15 protein-coding genes and 1 pseudogene are annotated in these 18,222 nt (G+C 59.5%); 10 read left to right on the forward strand and 6 right to left on the reverse strand.

Features of this window, described 5'->3' with window-relative positions; translation table 11 throughout:
- Positions 1–172 precede the first annotated feature (172 nt).
- The 4 genes and pseudogenes from BGRAMDRAFT_RS29900 to BGRAMDRAFT_RS29915 all read left to right on the forward strand — a co-directional run bounded on the left by BGRAMDRAFT_RS29900 (position 173) and on the right by BGRAMDRAFT_RS29915 (position 5,191).
- Positions 173–1,420 carry an SfnB family sulfur acquisition oxidoreductase gene (locus BGRAMDRAFT_RS29900; RefSeq protein WP_006052644.1) on the forward strand — a complete coding sequence of 416 codons (1,248 nt, stop codon included), beginning with the start codon at positions 173–175 and terminating at the stop codon, positions 1,418–1,420.
- A 4-nt stretch (positions 1,421–1,424) separates the two neighbouring features.
- Positions 1,425–2,638: pseudogene (locus BGRAMDRAFT_RS29905) on the forward strand (SfnB family sulfur acquisition oxidoreductase).
- Positions 2,639–2,683: 45 nt separating this feature from the next.
- Entirely contained in the window at positions 2,684–4,066 is a 1,383-nt protein-coding gene (locus BGRAMDRAFT_RS29910) for an LLM class flavin-dependent oxidoreductase (protein ID WP_006052647.1), read from the forward strand.
- Between the two features lie 48 nt (positions 4,067–4,114).
- Positions 4,115–5,191, forward strand: coding sequence for a substrate-binding domain-containing protein (locus BGRAMDRAFT_RS29915; RefSeq protein ID WP_006052648.1), 1,077 nt, complete (start codon positions 4,115–4,117; stop codon positions 5,189–5,191).
- A gap of 602 nt (positions 5,192–5,793) precedes the next feature.
- Here BGRAMDRAFT_RS29915 and BGRAMDRAFT_RS29920 read toward each other — a convergent pair.
- From BGRAMDRAFT_RS29920 to BGRAMDRAFT_RS29935, 4 genes are all read right to left on the reverse strand, one after another.
- Positions 5,794–7,332, reverse strand: a complete 1,539-nt coding sequence (locus tag BGRAMDRAFT_RS29920; protein ID WP_006052650.1) for an efflux transporter outer membrane subunit — start codon at positions 7,330–7,332, stop codon at positions 5,794–5,796.
- Positions 7,329–8,405, reverse strand: coding sequence for an HlyD family secretion protein (locus BGRAMDRAFT_RS29925; RefSeq protein WP_006052651.1), 1,077 nt, complete (start codon positions 8,403–8,405; stop codon positions 7,329–7,331). The genes BGRAMDRAFT_RS29920 and BGRAMDRAFT_RS29925 overlap by 4 nt, the downstream gene beginning before the upstream one ends.
- A gap of 12 nt (positions 8,406–8,417) precedes the next feature.
- Entirely contained in the window at positions 8,418–10,043 is a 1,626-nt protein-coding gene (locus BGRAMDRAFT_RS29930) for an MFS transporter (RefSeq protein ID WP_083803870.1), read from the reverse strand.
- 202 nt (positions 10,044–10,245) lie between these two features.
- Positions 10,246–10,932: an antibiotic biosynthesis monooxygenase family protein gene (locus tag BGRAMDRAFT_RS29935; protein WP_006052653.1), complete on the reverse strand. Its 687-nt coding sequence runs from the start codon at positions 10,930–10,932 to the stop codon at positions 10,246–10,248.
- 14 nt (positions 10,933–10,946) lie between these two features.
- Here BGRAMDRAFT_RS29935 and BGRAMDRAFT_RS29940 point away from each other — a divergent pair, with 14 nt between their 5' ends.
- Together BGRAMDRAFT_RS29940 and BGRAMDRAFT_RS29945 are read left to right on the forward strand one after the other, a co-directional pair.
- A complete protein-coding gene (locus BGRAMDRAFT_RS29940; protein ID WP_029970788.1) occupies positions 10,947–11,147 on the forward strand; it encodes a hypothetical protein in 201 nt (66 codons plus the stop codon).
- 135 nt (positions 11,148–11,282) lie between these two features.
- Positions 11,283–12,203 (forward strand): LysR family transcriptional regulator, encoded by a 921-nt coding sequence (locus BGRAMDRAFT_RS29945; RefSeq protein WP_044021990.1) that lies wholly within the window; start codon positions 11,283–11,285, stop codon positions 12,201–12,203.
- Here the strand turns inward: BGRAMDRAFT_RS29945 and mug are convergent.
- Complete coding sequence (mug, locus tag BGRAMDRAFT_RS29950; RefSeq protein WP_175130903.1) at positions 12,176–12,706, reverse strand: G/U mismatch-specific DNA glycosylase; 531 nt, start codon at positions 12,704–12,706, stop codon at positions 12,176–12,178. The genes BGRAMDRAFT_RS29945 and mug overlap by 28 nt on opposite strands.
- Positions 12,703–13,728 carry a GlxA family transcriptional regulator gene (locus tag BGRAMDRAFT_RS29955; RefSeq protein WP_006052655.1) on the reverse strand — a complete coding sequence of 342 codons (1,026 nt, stop codon included), beginning with the start codon at positions 13,726–13,728 and terminating at the stop codon, positions 12,703–12,705. The genes mug and BGRAMDRAFT_RS29955 overlap by 4 nt, the downstream gene beginning before the upstream one ends.
- A 345-nt stretch (positions 13,729–14,073) precedes the next feature.
- Here BGRAMDRAFT_RS29955 and BGRAMDRAFT_RS29960 point away from each other — a divergent pair, with 345 nt between their 5' ends.
- From BGRAMDRAFT_RS29960 to BGRAMDRAFT_RS29975, 4 genes are all read left to right on the forward strand, one after another.
- Positions 14,074–14,739 carry an AraC family transcriptional regulator gene (locus BGRAMDRAFT_RS29960; protein WP_006052656.1) on the forward strand — a complete coding sequence of 222 codons (666 nt, stop codon included), beginning with the start codon at positions 14,074–14,076 and terminating at the stop codon, positions 14,737–14,739.
- Between the two features lie 198 nt (positions 14,740–14,937).
- On the forward strand, positions 14,938–16,803 hold the full coding sequence (gene ilvB / locus BGRAMDRAFT_RS29965) for a biosynthetic-type acetolactate synthase large subunit (RefSeq protein WP_409372901.1): 1,866 nt from the start codon (positions 14,938–14,940) through the stop codon (positions 16,801–16,803).
- Positions 16,804–16,823: 20 nt separating this feature from the next.
- On the forward strand, positions 16,824–17,156 hold the full coding sequence (locus BGRAMDRAFT_RS29970) for an ArsR/SmtB family transcription factor (RefSeq protein WP_006052658.1): 333 nt from the start codon (positions 16,824–16,826) through the stop codon (positions 17,154–17,156).
- Between the two features lie 83 nt (positions 17,157–17,239).
- On the forward strand, positions 17,240–18,181 hold the full coding sequence (locus BGRAMDRAFT_RS29975) for an aldo/keto reductase (protein WP_006052659.1): 942 nt from the start codon (positions 17,240–17,242) through the stop codon (positions 18,179–18,181).
- Positions 18,182–18,222: the final 41 nt, after the last annotated feature.

The following is an 18,222-nucleotide window of genomic DNA, read 5'->3' on the forward strand; positions in this document are numbered from 1 at the left end:
CATGAAACTATCGAATCGGACTATCTTTATCAGGTCGGCTGCGAAGTGCTTATCTGCGAAGGCGGAAAAATTCGTTTGCCATCCGAAGGAATATTCATTTCATAAACGTTCAGTTTGCGCGCGTCGTACCCGCTGATAGATTGTGTAATCAGTCACTCAAGCGGAGATTCGTATGGCCGAGGTACATGAAGCGAACGAAGCGAACGCGTCGCAGGCAAGCGGTGTGCATCAACATGCCGCGCGTGTCATTGCGGATGACGCCGAGGCGATTGCCGTCGCCCATGAACTGGCTGTGCGTCTCGCCAGGGACGCCGCTCAGCGTGATCGCGAACGCCGCTTGCCGCACGAGGAAATTGAATGGTTTTCGCAATCGGGCCTGTGGGCGATCACCGTGCCGAAGGCGTATGGCGGCGCGGGCGTGTCCTTCGTGACGCTGACGGAAGTGATCAAGATCGTTGCAGCAGCAGATCCGTCGCTCGGACAGTTGCCGCAAAACCACTTCGGTCTGGTGGATGTCATTTCGCTGACAGGGACGGAAGAACAGAAGCGCTATTTCTTTGCGCAGATAGTGAGCGGCAAGCGCTTCGGTAACGGCTTTTCGGAAAAGGGCACGAAACACGTACTGGATCTGAAGACGCGCGTGCGGCGTGACGGTGACGACTACGTGGTCGACGGCACCAAGTTCTACTCGACGGGGGCGTTGTTTGCGCACTTCGTGCCGGTGCTGGGCCTCGATGACGAGCGTAAAGGCTGGCTCGCGTATATACCGAAGGGCACGCCGGGTCTGAATGTGATCGACGACTGGTCGGGCTTTGGGCAACGCACCACGGCGAGCGGTACGGTCGTGCTCGAGGGCGTGCGCGTGCCTGCGTCGCATGTGTTCCCTGCGCATCGCGTGTCCGATTTCCCCACCTTGAACGGACCGGTTTCGCAGATCATTCAGGCGGCGATCGACGCGGGCATCGCACAGGCCGCGGTGAACGACACGCTGACGTTCGTGCGCACGCGCTCGCGGCCGTGGATCGATAGCAATGTCGAGCGCGCCGGCGACGATCCGCTGACGGTGCGTGAAATCGGCCACCTGCATATTCAGCTGCACGCCGCCGAGGCGCTGCTGGAACGCGCCGCACGGACACTCGACGCGATCGCCGCCAAGGGCGACACCAGCGAGGACGATGTGGCGCTAGCTTCCGTCGCAGTCGGCGAGGCCAAAGTCCTGACCACGGAAATCGCACTACTGGCGAGCGAAAAGCTGTTCGAGCTTGCAGGCACGCAGTCCACCTTGAGCGAACACAATCTGGATCGCCACTGGCGCAATGCGCGCACGCATACCTTGCATGATCCGGTGCGCTGGAAATATCACCTTGTCGGCAACTACTATCTGAACGGCGTCAAACCGGCCCGGCATGCGTGGAACTGATGCTATGAATGCTTTGACAGAACCGGCGGCGCGTAGCGAAGCAAGGCGGATTGCCAACGACGAAGAAGCGCTGCACGTCGCGCGCCAGTTAGCGCGCGACTTCGCCCGCGAAGCGTCGCAGCGCGACCGTGAGCGCCGCTTGCCGCATGCGGAAATCGAAGCCTACTCGTCGAGCGGTCTTTGGGGCATTGCTGTGCCACGCGAATTCGGTGGACCGCAGGTGTCGTTTGCGACGCTGGCCGAGGTAACCGCAATCATCTCCGAAGCCGATCCTGCAATAGGCCAGATTCCGCAAAATCACTTCTATATGCTGGACGTGTTGCGGGTTAACGGCACGCGCGAACAGCAGGCGTTTTACTTCGAACGGGCGCTTGCGGGCGAACGATTCGGCAATGCGCTGTCTGAGCGCGGCACCCGAACCGTCGCTGATTACCGCACCACGTTGACACCGGATGGCAACGGCTTTCGCATCAACGGGACGAAGTTCTATTCGACGGGTGCGCTGTTTGCGCAGTGGATTCCCATTGTCGCGAAGGCTTCCGACAATACGCTGCATGTGGCGTTTGCGAGCGCACAGACGCCGGGCTTGTCCGTGGTGGATGACTGGTCGGGATTTGGTCAGCGGACCACGGGTAGCGGCACGACCACGCTCGATAACGTTTATGTGGAAGCCGCCGCCGTCGTGCCGTATAGCGCGGCGTTCAATGCGAAGCCCACGACGGTAGGGCCGGTCGGTCAATTGATTCATGCGGCGGTGGATCTCGGCATTGCGCGCGCCGCGTTCGCCGATGCACGGCGCTTCGTTCGCGAGCGGTCGCGTCCGTGGATCGACAGCGGCGTGGAACGCGCAAGCGACGATCCGCTGACGATCGAATTGTTCGGCAAGCTCGCGTTGCAACTCAATGCCGCGGACGCGCTGGTTGAGCGCGCAGGACGCAAGGTGGACCTCGCGGCTCAGGAGTCGAATGAGCAGACTGTTGCTGCTGCATCGATTGCGGTGGCGCAGGCGCGTGCTGCCACAACGGAATAGCGTTGCAGGCCTCGACGCGTCTGATCGAACTGGCGGGCACGCAGTCCACGTTGAGCGAGCACAACCTCGACCGCCACTGGCGCAATGCCCGCACGCATACGCTGCATGATCCGGTGCGCTGGAAATACATCGCCGTCGGCAACTACTTTCTGAACGACGTGCTGCCGCCGCGTCACGGCGCGATTTAGCGCGCTCGCCGCTTCCTTTTTGCATCAACCTAACTGGATCCGATTATGGCCAGACAGATCCGTCTAAACGCGTTCGACATGAATTGCGTTGGGCATCAGTCGCCGGGCTTGTGGGCGCATCCGCGTGACACATCGTGGCGATACAAGCACCTCGATTACTGGACCGATCTTGCGAAGCTGCTCGAGCGCGGCAAGTTCGATGGCCTGTTCATCGCGGATGTGCTCGGCATTTACGATGTCTTCAAGGGCAACGGCGAAGCGGCGATCCGTCAGGCGGCGCAGGTGCCCGTCAACGATCCGATCCTGCTCGTTTCGGCGATGGCGAATGTCACCCAGCATCTCGGCTTTGGCGTGACGTGCTCGCTTTCGTACGAGCACCCATATCCGTTTGCGCGGCGCATGTCGACGCTCGATCATCTGACCAACGGGCGCGTGGGCTGGAACATCGTGACGTCGTATCTGGATAGCGCAGCGCGCAATGTCGGTTTGCCGAGCCAGGCGAATCACGACGAACGCTATGCGCTCGCCGAAGAATATCTGGACGTTTGCTACAAGCTATGGGAGTCGTCATGGGAAGACGACGCCGTTGTGCGCGATGGCGAACGACAGGTCTTTACCGAGCCGTCGAAGGTGCATCCCATCGAGCATCACGGCAAGTACTTCGACGTGCCGGGCATCCACCTTTGCGAGCCTTCTGTGCAGCGTACGCCGGTGCTGTACCAGGCGGGCGCATCGAAGCGAGGGAAGGACTTCGCCGCGCAGCACGCCGAGTGCATTTTCATCGCGGCGCCGTCGCGCACCATTCTCAAGCAGTTCGTCGCGGATATTCGCGCTCGCGTGAAGTCATTCGGCCGCGATCCGCATGACGTGCTGATTTTCAATCTGCATACGGTGATTACCGGAAAGACCTCCGCCGAGGCCCATGCAAAACATGCGGATTATCGGCGCTATGCAAGCGACGAGGGGGCGCTCGCGTTGATGTCGGGCTGGACAGGCATCGACCTGTCGAAGTACGAACTGGACGAGCCGCTGCGTCACGTCGAGAGCAATGCGGTGCAATCCGCGGTGGAGGCTCTATCGAGCGCCGATCCCACGCGCGTATGGACCGTACGCGAGATTGCGAAGTGGGGTGGCATTGGCGGACTTGGACCGTTGTCGGTGGGTGATCCGCAGGAGATTGCCGACGAGTTGCAGTCGTGGGTCGAAGAGACCGACGTCGACGGTTTCAATCTCGCCTATGCACTGACGCACGAAACGTTTAGCGATTTCGTCGATCTCGTCGTGCCGGAATTGCAGCGCCGCGGCGTGTACAAGACCGAGTATTCGAACGGTTCGCTCCGCGAAAAATTGCATGGCAAGGGGGCGCGTCTTGCGGAACCGCATCCTGGCGCGCGCTACCGGGCTCGACATACGGCGCACGCCGAATGAGTTTGCATTCACCCATCACTACGTTAACCGGTTTGCAGGAGACCTCCGATGAAATCGATTTTTAGTCACACGTTGCGCGCGCGACGCATGGCTGTTGCATTGACGTTGTTCTCCGCGGCGGCGATGCTGGGCGTTGGTCAGCCGACGCACGCCGCGCCGCTCAAGGGCGCACCTGCACCGTTCGACAAGGGCGGCGTGAAGATTGCGTTGGTCAACTATCTTTCGGAGGGCGATTTCTTCCAGGCCTATGAAGCCGGCGCGCAGAAGCAGGCCAAGGCGCTTGGGATCGATCTGCGCATTTACGAGGGGCGGCAGGATGCCGCCGAACAACGCGAGCAGATTCAGCAGGCGATCAGCCTTGGCGTGTCGGCGATCATCGTAAATCATGGGTTGCCGGAGTCGCTTAAGGACGTGGTGCAGCGAGCGTTGGATAAAGGCATCAAGGTGGTTGCATTCGACGTCGACCTGAACAACCCGAAGGTGCCGCAGATCGAGCAGAGCGATCATGACCTTGCGACGCTGCTGTTGAATCAGGCGGTCAAGGATAACGGCGACGCGTTCTCCGCCGGCTATGTCTATGTGGCGGGCTTTGCGCCGCTGGACCGGCGCGATGCCGTGTGGCGCGAGTTCAAGAGTGCGCATCCACAGGTGCAGGAGAAGGCGCGCTTTGGGACCGTGAACAATCCGATTGCGCAATCGGTCGCGAACCAGGCCGCGGCGGCGTACCGTGCGCATCCTGAGATTCGTGTGGTCTTTGCGCCTTATGATGAATTTGCACGCGGCGCGAAGCTGGCGGCGGATGAAGCGAAACTAGGATCAAAGGTTCGCATTTACAGTGCCGATATCTCGACTGCGGACATAGAGGCGATTCGCGCGCCTAATAGTGCGTGGGTAGCGACCGCTGCGACTAATCCCGCGGTGGTTGGCGCTGTTTCTGTGCGGGCCGCGGCTTTGGCAGTGGCGGGTGAGGGTCTTGCGCATCATATCGTGGTCAAGCCTACGCTTATTATGCGTGACGATCTCGTGAAGAACGACATCAAGACTGTCACGGAGCTGGGGGCCAGGTTTCCGGCGTTCAGGTCTAGCGATGCGGCGAGTGCTGCCTGGATTCCTGTGGCGGAATGAAGATAACGCTATTTTCTTTGTCTCGATGAGGGGGGCGCCAGTGCAGAAGCTTGCCGGGGCCCGCTATGTCAGCCGGGCGGCCCTCATACAGACTTCGATCCGTTGCTGAGCCGAGGAACTGCCTGTCGTTCATCGGCGGCACGCGTCCCAGCCCGGCCCGGCCCGGCTAACTGCCCTGATAGATGTCGCAAGACAAGCCCACGACACAAGCGCCGCCATTCCTCGCGCGTCCGCTTGCGGTCGATCCGCTGTACTGCGGTCCGCGGGAGTCGTTGCCGCTCATGGAGCCGGAAGACTGCGCCATCGGCGGCTGAGACAGCGTTGAGTTCGCCCCCTGACTGGTATTGCCGGCCGGCTGCGAAAATGCAACGCCCGATCCGGCAAAGAGCGCCGTTGCGACGAGTACTGAAGCAAGAGAGACTTTCATTTTCCACCTCGATTAAAAGAACGGTTCTGATTAGTCGATCACGATGACCAATAGAATCGCGCAGATTGAACTGCTGATTTCAAGTGCCCCATTGGTTCCCCGTTAGTGCCACATCAGTGCCGCAATTCGCTATTGCGTGTCGATTGTTAGAAGGAGAGCATTGGCGGGCAGGAAGTTAGTGCCTGGCATCCTGCTGCGCATACGTCGACTCCCAACCGCCGCCGAGTGCCTTGCATAACGTGATGAGATTCGTCGCCGCGTTCGCCGTGCTGCGCTCCAGATTGCTTTGCGCGTCGAGCAACTGCTTCTGCACATTGAGCACGTCGAGAAAGTCGACCGCTCCCGCTTTATATCGTTGCCGCGCAATCGAAAGCGCACTCTGATTCAGACGTACGACCTGTTGCAGGCGCTCGTTGCGCCGCTGTTCGGCGTCGTAGAGAACCAGCGCATCGTCGACTTCGCGCCACGCGGCCAGCACCGTGCGCTTGTAGACGATTGCGGCTTCCTGCTGTTGCGCCTCGCGCAAATGAAGTGTTCCTTTCAGGCGGCCGCCTTCGAAGATGGGAAGCGTGATCGACGGTCCGATAACAAACTGCCCCGATGCCCAGTCCGCGAGATTCGAAAGCTGAAGGCTCTGAAATCCCGCGCTGCCGTTCAGCGATATGCGTGGATAGAAATCGGCTTTCGCCATTCCAATCGCAGCGGTGGCGGCGTGCAACTGCGCCTCGGCTCTTCTGATGTCGGGCCGCCGTTGCACGACTTCCGATGCGAAGCCGATAGGCACATTGTTCGGGAGCTTCGGAACAGCGCCTCGCGCGCTCAAGGTTTGCTGTAGTTCGCCAGGCTGCATTCCGAGCAATAAGCCAATTGAGTTGATGGTCGTCTCACAGTTGGCTTCAAGAGTCGGAATCAGGCTTTCAATCGACGCCGCCTGGGCGGCCGCGTTCGCGACGTCCAGATTCGTCGTGACGCCTTCACGCACGCGTGTTTCCGTGAGCTTCGTGGCATCGCGTGCTATTTCAAGGTTCTGCTGGGCTATTTCAAGCAGAGCCTGAGTGTCGCGCAACTGCACATAGTCGCGAGCCAATTCGGCCCGCGCGGACAGGAGCACGAAGTTCCGGTCCTCATATGATGCGTTACTCACCGCCGTCGCGGCCTCGACACCGCGTCGTACGCGTCCCCAGAAATCGAGTTCCCACGATGCATCGAAGCCGAACTGATAGAGGTCGTAAGCGGGCGAGCCTTTGTCGCCTGGCAATGGGGCCACGCCAGTAGGCGACGCGCCCGAGGCCGACTGGCTTTGGCTTCCTGTCGGCGTTACGCCGAGCAAAGACAGAATGCCGTTCATGCTGCCTCGCTCGCGGTTATACGATGCGGCGGCGCTCACGGTCGGGTACTCGTCGGCGCCGACAATACGTTGCTGCGCACGGCTTTGGCGCAAGCGGGCCGACGCGGCCGCGACGTCGAGATTCGCATCGGTGAGGCGTTGCTCCAGCGAGTCCAGCGTGGGATCGTTGAGCAGCTTCCACCAGTCCGAATCAAAGCCGGCTTCGATCGCGCGGCTTGGCGCCTGTGCGGATTGCGTGCGACTGAATACATCGGGCACAGCGGTCTGCGGGCGTTCGAAATTGGGGCCCACCATACATGCACTGAGCAACATGCCAAGCAGCGTCGCGAGCACCGGTGTACGGATTGAACACAGATTCGCGTTCATTTTGGGTCCGCTCCGCTGATCGACACTTCAGCAGGCTTGCCGACATCGACTTCCGTTTCGACAGAGAGGCCCACGCTCAATGCAGATGCAGCCTGTTGCCCCGGGTCGATGCTGATCTTGACAGGCACACGCTGAACGACCTTCGTGAAGTTACCCGTAGCATTCTCCGGCGCAATGGGCGCGAAGCTCACGCCGGTAGCAGGCGCAAGACTGTCGACGTGGCCTCGGATCACGACGCCTGGAAAGCTGTCCACCTTAATACGCACGCGTGCGCCGGGCCGCATTCTCGCGAGCTGGTTTTCCTGGAAGTTAGCCACGACGTATGCGTCGGATAGCGGAACGATGGCGACAAGCGGGGCGCCCGGCGTAACAAATGCGCCAACACGTGCGGAACGTCTGCCGATCTTGCCGTCGACCGGTGCGCGAATCTCCGTATACGACAGGTTGAGCTTTGCCTGCTGGAGCGTGGCTTCGCTATGCGCTAACGCGCCGGCCGCCTTGTCGCGCTGTGCACGCAAAACGTCGAGGTTCTGCTCGGTCGCGACAAGTACTGCCTGATTGCGCGATTGCTGCGCCAGTTGCTCGGCTAATGCGCTGGAAGAACGCTGCTGCTCTTGCGTCGTTCCGGCGCCGGCTTCCGAAAGATTGCTGTAACGCGCGGCGTTTGCTCGCGCAAACTGGATCTCCGCTTCGTCGGAGCGAAGCGTGGCTCGCGCCTGCGCGACGAGCGCGGGGTGACGCGCGATTTCGGCGTCGTAGTTAACGACCGATGCTTTCGCTGCAGCGACGTCCGCTTCGGCGCTCATCAGTGCGGCGCGGAAATCGCGGTCGTCGATGCGTGCGATCAGTTGCCCCGTCTTCACCTGCTGATTGTCCGCGACAGGTACTTCGGAAAGCTGGCCGGGGATACGCGCTGCGAGTAGCGTGAAATCGGCCGTGACATAGGCGTCGTTGGTCGACTCGCTATTGGGCGTCGCGAGCAGCCATATGCAGGCGGCACCAATGGCGCAAGCTACTGACACATACGCTATGAGGCGAAGCGTTTTGTTGGAAGGGCGGGTGAGAACTGACATATCTATTGTCGTTTAGCGTGAAGATGGCGGCGTGGTGCTCCAGGGCGGATAAATGCGCGTGGGTAACACCGGAACAAGAAAAAGCAGGGCGACGGCAATGCACGCCATCACGCGATACAGATCAGCGGATGTCAGCACGATCGCCTGCTCATGAATGCGTTGCGCGAGTGCGCCGAAACCGTGATTCGCGTCGGCGCTTTGAGTCGTAATCAACGCGTTATTGCCAAGCCGGTCCACGAGCATGCTCGAGTGAAAGTGCTGGCGCGCAGTACCGAGCCCTTCAATGAGACCGGTGGCCGCCACGCCGGCGAAAACTTTTAGCGTGTTGAACATCGCGGAAGCAAGCGGGCCTTCTGTTGGCGGCAAGCCTCCGGTTACGCCCATCAGGATCGAGAGGATCACCATTGGTTGCGCGGCAATCTGCAACGACTGCAGCCAATAAAAGTTGTCGCGAATCCACTCGGAAGTCATGTAGCTTCCCAGGAAGCATGTGGTAGCCATGAGTGAAAGTCCGATCGCGATGACCCATCTGCGATCCACGCGCTGCATGTTCAGCAGCGCGGCAGTCAGAGGCAGCGCAATCAATAGCGGAATCGCGACCAGCAGCGCGAGCGGTGCGGTTTGCAGCGGCCTGTATCCGTGTACTTTCGCAAGGTATTGCGCGGGAATGACGGCGACGCCGGTCAGCAGGATCACCGCGCCCGCGAGTGTAATCAGACCGTGCGTGAAGTTTCTGCGGCGTAGCAGTTGAAGACCGAAGAACGGCGAGGGATGAAACCACTCGTTGATGAGAAACGCGGCCAGCAACAGCGTTCCTTCACCGAGCATGACGCGGATGAAGCCGGAATTCAGCCAGTCGAGGCGGTCGCCTTGCAATAAACCAATCACGAGCATGGCGATAGCGGGAAAGCCGGTGACGAAGCCGGTCCAGTTGAACGACTTGAAACGTTCCAATTTCGAGGATTCGTCGGGCAGTCCTTGCTGGATTGCCACGCAGCTAATCAGGCCGAGCGGGACGATTTGCCAGAATGCCATTCGCCAGTCGACGTACTCGGTCCACAGAGCCGCGAGAGGCGTTGCCAGCGATGGTCCAAAGGTTGCGGTCAGCGCGTAGCCGGCAAGGCCGTATAACTTGATCTTCGGCGGAAGGTAGCGCAGCGCCGCGATAATTAACATGGGAGGCAGGCAGCCGCCGGCTATTCCCTGCAGCACACGCAGCGCATAAAGCGCCGGGAGGTTCGGTGCAAACGGGCAAAGAACACCGATAAGCATCGCGGCTATTACGGCGCCCAGCGTGAACCGCTTGAGAGTGAGCGTTATCGCGAACCAGGGCGCGAAGACCATCGTGGCGACATTCGCGGCCTCGAAGAGCGCGGTCAGCCAGCTTCCGTCATCGTGTCCGATTGAAAGCGCACCGCGAATGTCGGTCATCGCCACTGCGGTGACCTGCTCGTTAAGTATTGCCAACAAAGACGCGAGAAGCATCCCGACGAGACCCGTCGCAAGACGAGGCGACAACTCCGCTGCCGCGGACTTAGGAGGAAGCGGGCTCTCAGTCTCGCGGACGACACTCGGTGACGACGCGTCTGCTACGTCCGATGTTGCCGTTCCCGTTGTCCATGGCGTAGCGATGGTCATATGAGTGCGCGAATCGAGTAAGGTTGAAGAAGGCTATGAATCGGACGTTGATTCATTCTAGGAGATCGCTTTGCTCTTCGAAGACGACAGAGCTGGCGCAGTTGGCCATTTCGTTCGCAAATCAGGCCACGGCTCGGCCTGGCACAATGACAATGTGCGTCCATCGCAATAGTCTTTTGTTTCCCGGACTCTGCTTTACTGTCTATGCAGCAGGTTGCACGTCCGCAAAGTACTGAGGCGCTTCGCGACGATCGAACATGCCGTACTCGCGCACCACGCGGATATGCCGCAGACGCACATCGTCCGGCAATGCAGTCTTGCGTTCGAAAGCTTCGGCGGCGGCGTGATCGCGCCAGGTCAGCACGGCGATGACATCGCCGGGCGCCATTAGCGCGTCGAATACGTCCCACGCCACGAGGCCCGCTGCCGATGTCGCTGTTGTTGCATCAAATCCGAGCGAGCTTGCCACGGCTTCTGCGCCGGCCTCTTCGACCCACTCGGGCGCGCGCTGCGCATCGAGCAGTGTCACCGCAGTACCCGCGCCCGCCTCGGTGACATCGAGCCGTTGCTCGAGCAGAACTTCTCCTTCGGGCAAACGCGTATCGGCAACCGTCTGGCCGATGCGCAGGCGATAGTCGGCAAACACACGATCGCGCGCCGCCTGTTGTATCTGATGATGCTTCGTCGTGGTGCGCCAGCGAACCAGCGACTTCTCGTCGCGCCAGCTCGATAGGGAAAGAAGCCATCCCTCGCGCGTCAGGCTGGCGTAGCGGGCGTTGTCGATAAAGCCGACGATCTTCTCGAGTTCGGGGCGCAGCATCTTTGCCATGCCGAGATAAAGGTCGAACTGTTCAGGTAGCGGATTGACTTCGAGCATCGCAGAAAACATAACGGACTCTTCCTTTGCTTGTCGATACGATGAGTGGCGAGTTGATTGTCCGCGACGCGTGGGAATTGCAGAAGCCGGAATGGATCGCGTATCGGGCCAATAACGTGGCGAAATTTGCCAGCGCGGCGAAAAGCGTCATCACCGTTTTCATGCGGCGAACAAGTGTTTTTCCGGATGCGCAAAAGAGTGCCTTTGATTCGCGACGAGCATCATGAAAACTCGCTTTGCAGTCACCCGGAAGAGTGAGAAGCGGGCCATTTTCAATCGAATTCAGGCCAATGCAGGATTCGGGCTATTACGGCGCCTACAATCGCGGTGTAGACGTGAGCGTTACCGCATGGGAAGCCGGAATGGACAAATTGCGCGAGATGGAAGTCTTTGTTGCCATCGTGGATCGTGGGAGCTTCACGAGCGCGTCGGAGAAACTCGGCATGTCGACGCCCGCGGTTTCTCGCGCGCTCAATTCACTCGAAGCCCGTCTCGGCACGCAACTGCTCGCGCGAACCACGCGGACAATACGGCCGACCGACGCAGGTCTCGGCTATCTCGACGCTTGCCGCAAAGTGCTGGACGCGATCACCGAGGCCGACGCCAATGTCGCCGCCGATCATCTGAATCCCGTTGGCACACTGACTGTTTCCGCGCCGGTGATGTTTGGTCAGCGCTTTATCGCGCCGCTCATCAATGCGTTTGCGCTGCGCTATCCGGAAGTCACCGTCAACGCCATCTATGTCGACCGCACCACGCGGCTACTGGAAGAAGGCGTGGATATCGCCGTTCGCATCGGCCATCTTGGAGATTCGTCGATATTCGCTATTCCGTTGGGGTTTGTGCGACGTCGGACCTACGCCGCGCCTGCGTATCTCGCGGCGCATGGCGAGCCGCGTCATCCAAAAGATCTCGCCGATCATCAATGTGTGTCGTTCACGGGCGTCTCTCATCCGCTCGAGTGGGTGTTCGATGGCAACGGTACGAGAATGCCGGTTCGAATCCAGCCGCGAATGATCGTCGACCTGACTGCGGCTGCCGTTCTGGCGGCACTCGATTGCGTGGGATTGACGCAATTGTTGTCCTATCAGGCAGCTCAAGAGGTACAGGACGGCAAACTCAAGCCTATTCTGACGGCATTCGAGCCGGAGCCCACACCAGTGAGTCTCTTGCATATCGAACGGCGAGGCGCGAGCGGGAAGGTCCGCGCTTTTGTCGACTTCGTGACGGAGAGCCTGCGCAGCAATCCGCATCTTCAATCCGAAGACGCAACGGCGACGTAAAGTTCGCGGTAAGCACGCACGAGTAATTCGAGGCTATAGGCACGATTCAGGCCACTCGGATTTGGCAGCACCCACGCACGCGCACCACCGAAAGGTTCTTGCTGAAGTCCCCATTGAAGCTCGCGTTTGCCGGACATAGCGGATAGCGCCATCTTCCCGAGAAAGGAAATGTAGCGTGGCGCATAGCGTTTGATCTTTTGCTCGAACGCAGCCGCGCCTGCTTCGATTTCCGCTCGCGATAGCTGGTCGGCGCGTGCGGTTGGGCGCGATACTGCTGTAGTGAGACCGCATCCATACTGAAGGAAGCTGCGGTCGTCTTCAGGCCGAATCTGTTGCGGAGAAAAACCCGCGAGATGAACGGCGCGCCAGAACCGGTTGTTTCTGCCCTCGAAATGATGGCCGGTCGTTGCCGCACGCACGCCAGGATTGATACCGCAAAAGACCAGCGACAAACCCGGCTCGAGAACATCCGGAAGAGAAGGGGGCAACTCTTCAGGAATCACAACTGCGGCGAAAGCTGAGATGCGGCGTGCTGATCGGCGCCGCTATAGGTCCGCGGCGGTGCGCTTACTGTGCCGCGAAATCTTTGACGATATTGTTTAGGCGTGACGTTCAGTCTTCGCGTAAACGTGGTCCGCATTTGCGTGGCGCTGTGAAAGCCGCATTGAAACGCGACGGTTTTCAACGGAGCGTCCGAGTCTTCAAGCAGTTTCCTCGCAGTGTCCACGCGAACCTGCTCGACGAACGCCGACGGTGTCACCTTTGCATACTTGGCAAAGAGCCGCGAGAAGGTGCGCCGGCTTACCGAAACAGCGCCTGCCAGTTGTTCGATCGACAATGCATCGGTGATATGTTCGGTGACATAGCGGTGCACCTTGCCGATGATCGGGTTTTCCTCCTTGCCTGCACCAATGTAGGGGCTGTACTGCGACTGGCCGCCTTCTCGCTGGATATAGACAACCAGACGTTTGGCAACGCGTACCGCCATCTCGTGTCCCCAGTCTTCCGCCACTAACGACAAACACAGGTCGATGCCCGCCGTCACACCGGCAGAGGTGAAAAGACGACCGTCACGAATGAAGATCCTGTCGGGCTGTACTCGAGCAAGAGGGAAGTTGTCCGCGAGGCGCCTTGCATCGGCCCAATGGGTCGTTACCTGCTTGCCGTCGATCAAGCCAGCATGTCCAAGCACGAATGCACCGTTGCAAACGGAGCCGAAGCGCGCCGCTCCGCGTGCCTGGTTTTGCAGCCAGGTCAGCAATTCGTTCGGTGGATTGCAGTCAGGCAACCGGGGCCCGCCTGCCACCAGTACGAGGTCGAACTGAGTGACGGAGTCCGCATAGCCATAAGGAACGGCAAGCTGCATGCCGTTTGAACACGTGACCGTGCCGGCTTTGCTACCGACGAGCGACACTTCATATCGCTGATGCTCGGGAAGGTTTGCATTCGCTTCAGCGAATACATCGAGTGGGCCTGCTACATCCAGTGCTTGCGCACCTTCGAATATGACAATGGCGACTTTCATGCCGTGACCTTCATCGAGTAAGAGCACGCTCGCCTTGACGGTGCAGACCGTGTTTTCGTGGGAATTCCATGCATTGCGATAAGCCGCGGCAACGAGCGAGCGCCTAGCTTACCCCAATGATGGCGCGGCCCGCCCGTCACAAGTGGTAAATGACTTTTTCGCTGGCGTAAAGAGAGAAGCGCCTCGCCTGCGCGTGGGAATGCCTCTTTTTGCAGGGTGGCGCAAATCCCGCATCGATTGGCCTGACATCGCGTGATCTACTGGGTCGCACATGGGCCGCATTGATTAGACTTCGTTTGAAGAATCGTTCGTTCTGGGCTGGGTGCACTCGCGGAGAAATGGCGCATGCGTGTCGCAATGATGCTGTATGCAGGCTTTCAACTGCTCGAGGTGAGCGGGCCGATGGATGTATTCGAGGAAGCAAACCGCGTATGCGGTGAACGGTTCTATGTACAGCATGTCATTGGCCCGACGCTCGGGCCGGTCATGTGCTCGAACGGGACCGCGGTACGCACGACCGAATCGCTGCGCGATTTACGGACATCGTTTGATATCGTCATCGTGCCCGGCTCTCCGGCGGTTGGCTCGGCGCGTGAGCATCGGGAACTGGTGAGCTGGCTCGGCGGCGTGGATGGTAGTGCGACAAAGATCGCGTGCATATCCAACGGTGCGTTTCTGCTGGCGCGTGCCGGTCTCGCCGATCATCGCTCGTTGACTATTCGCGAGTGCGACGCACATCGCCTCGCGAGAGACTTTCCATTGGTGCACGTCGTGCCAGATGCGGGTTGGCTGAAAGACGGCAATCTCTATTCTTCGGACGGCGTGAGCGCCGGTGTTGGCCTCGCGCTGACTCTGGTCGAAGAAGATCTGGGCGCAGATGTGGCGCATTGCATTGCGGAGACATTGCTGGCTCACACGCACGTCAAAGACCGCGTCAAAGACCTCGTGACCCAAAAGCGAACTCTTTTGGCCTGTGAGTCCAATGCATCGCCGCGCAGCAGGTCCCGATAGTTGGCAGAATCAATTCATCCTCGCAATTCTTCCAGATGCACACCAAGCAAGTGCTAAATGGACTGCACCGGTATGGAGATCCCGCCGCAGTAATGGTCCATGAACTGGCGCCGAACATACGCTGTTCTCGAATTGAACGGGATATTCCCCAATCGCGGCCGCTGATGCCCTCAGCGCCGGTTTCCATACGAGTCAGCCGTGACCCAGAATCCACAAATAGCTTCGCAAGTTTGTCCAGACCCGACACATGAAGGCGAACTGATGTCGGGCGCCGACATCATTCTGCGTGTACTCGCGGAACAGGGCGTCGACACACTATTCGGCTATAGCGGCGGCGCGATCCTGCCGACTTACGACGCGGTGTTTCGATTCAATGAAGCGTGCGCGTCGCATCCCGAGCGCCAAATCAGATTCATCGTGCCGGCCAATGAACAGGCGGCCGGCTTCATGGCCGCCGGCTACGCGCGAGCGAGCGGAAAAGTGGGCGTATTCATGGTCACGTCCGGACCTGGCGCGACGAACGCCGTGACACCCATTGCGGACTGCAATGGCGATTCGATTCCTGTTGTACTGATATGCGGGCAAGTGCCGCGCGCCGCGATCGGCAGCGATGCTTTTCAGGAAGCGCCGGTCTTCAACATCATGTCGGCCTGCGCCAAACAGGTGTTCCTGGTGACCGACGCAACGAAACTCGAGCAGACCCTGCGAAGCGCATTCGAGATTGCGCGCACCGGACGTCCCGGTCCCGTTGTCGTCGACGTGCCAAAGGACATTCAGAACTGGATGGGCGTTTATCAAGGCAAAGGCACGTTGCAGTTTCGCGGCTATTCCGATCGCCTGCGCATGGTCGCGAAAGGCAGCGATCTCGGCGAGGACAAACGCGCGCGTTTCTTCGATCTTCTGCGGCAGAGCGAACGTCCGCTGTTATACGTCGGCGGCGGTGTCATCGCAGCGGGCGCAGCAGCCGAGCTGCGCGCGTTCTCGGAGCGTTACAGGATCCCGGTAGTGACGACGCTAATGGGTCTCGGCGCCATACCGGCAAAGCACGAATTGTCGCTTGGCATGCTCGGCATGCACGGCGCCGCGTGCGCGAATTATGCGGTCGAAGATTGCGACTTTCTGATTGCCGTGGGTTCCCGATTCGACGATCGCGTCGCCGGTGGCCGCCCGGATGCATTTGCCGCCGGCGCACGTTACGTCGCGCATATCGACATCGACGAGGCTGAGATCAACAAAGTGAAGCGTACGCACTGGAGCCACGTGGGCGATGCGAAGCACGCGTTGCGTTCGTTGATGGAGCACGGTGCAGGTGTGCAATCGCCTGCCGGATGGCTCGAACGAGTGGTGGAACTCAAGCAGCGCCACGGCATGAACTACGACAGGCGCAGTCCGCTGATTCAGCCGCAATTCGTCGTCGAGAAACTCAGCGAAATTACTCAGGGGAGAGCCATTATCAGTACGGGCGTCGGCCAGCATCAAATGTGGACGGCGCAATTTTTCGAGTTCGTCGAGCCTCGCAGCTTTCTGACGTCAGGCAGCATGGGAACCATGGGCTTTGGATTGCCCGCGGCTATTGGCGCACAACTGGCGCGGCCGGATGCGCTGGTAATCGACATCGACGGTGACGGCAGTATCCGGATGAATGCGGGCGAACTGGAAACAGCGAGCACGTATGGCGTCCCCGTCAAGGTTTTGCTGCTCAACAATCGCGGTGACGGGATGATCAGACAGTGGCAGCGTCTCTTTTACGAGGGCCGGACGTTTGTCAGCGACAAGTCGCTTCATCAGAAGGACTTTGTGATGGCGGCGCGCGCCGACGGATTCAGGTTTGCCTGCCGCGTCGAAGCGATAAGCGAACTCGAGGACAAACTGAAGTCATTCGTGAAGTTCGAAGGACCCGCCTTTCTCGAAGTGATGATCGATGAGAACGCCGACGTGTTCCCGATGGTAGGGCCAGGCCAAAGCTACTCGGAGATGATCACGGGGCCTTTCATCCCTTCGCGTCGCACGCCGGAAGCTGGACATCAGGACGCAGTGCGTTTGAACGCTGCGGACATGTTCTGACCATGCCTTCTTCTGTCGCCATGATCGATATCGACCGGATTTATAAAGCCCTTGCGAATCCCTTTCGGCGGGACATTCTCGAATGGTTGAAGACGCCTGCCAAAGTATTCGAGCAGGGCCATTTCGATTTCAGTCATGGCGTACCGCCGAATCTGATTCATGCGCAAAGCGGTCTATCGCAGTCGACCGTCTCGGCCCACATCGCAACACTCGTCGCGGCCCGGCTTCTTGTTGCGACGCGGGCAGGGCAGTGGACTTTCCTGTCGCGCAATGAAGAAGTGATCCTCGCGTTTGCCACGCAGATGAGTGACAACTTGTCAGCACCGCGCCCGCGTAGAGCTTCGTCGAAATAGTCGGGCATGCCGCGCAAATCATCCTATGCTGAAAGTCCGGCAGCCGCCGGAAGACATTTGCACAAACTCCTGGAGGTGTCGTCATGAATGAGCCTTCCGATTTCCAGCTCAAAAGAATAGCGCTCAGTCACGGCGGCGGCCGCATGCCCGCAGTCGGATTTGGCACGTTGATTGCCGATGCAGCCGTCGCGACAAGCGCCACGACCGCTGCGCTAAAAGTTGGATATCGGCACCTTGATTGTGCCGAGCGATACCGCAATGAACGCGAGGTGGGCGCGGCTTTACAGGCCGCGCTGTCGGCACGAGAGCTTTCGCGAGAAGACCTCTTCGTCACGACGAAACTGTGGAATTCCAATCACCGGCCCGAGCGCGTCGAACCTGCGTTCAATGCGAGTCTGGACAGACTCGGGCTCGATTATTTGGACCTTTACCTGATTCATACGCCGTTCGCGTTTCAACCTGGCGACGAGCAGGACCCGCGAGACGAGCATGGAGCCATTCTCTATGATCGCGGCGAGACCTTACTCGACACGTGGCGGGCCTTGGAAGATCTCGTCGACCGTAAAAGATGCAGGGCGATCGGCCTTTCCGACCTTGGTCTGAATGAGCTCGAGCCGCTGTATGAAGCTGCGCGAATCAAGCCGGCGGTCGTTCAGGTCGAGGCTCATCCTTATCTTCCGGAAAGAGAACTTCTGGAGTTCTGCCAAAAGAACGACATCGTCTTTCTGGCGTTTGCGCCATTGGGGCATGGCATAAGGCCCGGACCACTCGAAGATCCGGTTGTCTTGCGGATTGCCGAGCGAGTTGGAAAGACACCTGCGCAAGTGCTGATCGCATGGGCAGTGCAGCGCGGCACCGCTGTATTGACGACACCCAAGACTGACGCGCGTGCGCGCGAAAACTTCGACATTGCGCCGCTGCCCGATGACGCTTTCGACGCGATCAATGACATTCAGACAAGGCAGCGCTTCAATGAAGTCGTGAAGACCGGCAATCCTGGGTTTATTCCGCGATCGCAGCTTTGATGCGTTGGCCGGGGTCATGGGTTCCGCTTTCCCCGGATACG

The organism is Paraburkholderia graminis C4D1M (genome assembly GCF_000172415.1).
Classification (GTDB): domain Bacteria; phylum Pseudomonadota; class Gammaproteobacteria; order Burkholderiales; family Burkholderiaceae; genus Paraburkholderia; species Paraburkholderia graminis.